This is a genomic window from Streptomyces sudanensis (assembly GCF_023614315.1).
GTDB classification, from domain to species: Bacteria; Actinomycetota; Actinomycetes; order Streptomycetales; family Streptomycetaceae; genus Streptomyces; species Streptomyces sudanensis.
Genome location: NZ_CP095474.1, coordinates 936,366 through 936,920 on the forward strand (window position 1 = coordinate 936,366; position 555 = coordinate 936,920).

At 78.9% G+C, this 555-nt stretch carries 1 pseudogene; it reads right to left on the minus strand.

The window, feature by feature from the left end:
- Window positions 1-240 precede the first annotated feature (240 nt).
- Window positions 241-555 (minus strand): annotated as a pseudogene (locus MW084_RS24460) (helix-turn-helix domain-containing protein); the annotation flags it as partial.

Below are 555 nucleotides of genomic sequence, written 5' to 3' on the forward strand. Positions count from 1 at the left end.
GGTCCGGCCGGCTCGTCCGGGCCGGCGGGGGCCGGCCCGGACGAGCCGGCCGGACCGGACGGGGAGACCGGACCGGACGGGGAGACCGGCGCGACAGGACCGGCGACGACGGGCTCCGCGCGCAGGAAGCAGGACAGGCCGGCGGGGCCGGCCTGTCCGGCTTCCTGTGNNAGACTAAATGTATGTAGGTGTCGGNNNCGTNANNNGGTGNCGGGGCNGTCGCCCGGGNCGTCGNCCGGNCCGGTGCCGGGGGCGGGGGCGCCGGCCGGCGGGCGGTGGTGCTCCGCGACCGCCCTGAGCAGGTCGATGCGCGAGTTCACCCCGTAGCTCCTGAAGAGCCGGCGCAGGTGGTAGTTGACGGTGTGCGGGGAGAGCCCGAGCCGGGTGGCCACCTGGCGGTTGGTCAGCCCCTGGGAGACCAGCCGGACCAGTTCCCTCTGCTGCCGGCTGAGCCGCGGCCCCCGGGCGGGGACGGCCCCCGCCGGGTCCGGGGCCGTTCCCGCGGGGCCCGCCTGGCCCTCCCCGGGCGACGGGCGTCCGGAGCCCCCCGCCTCC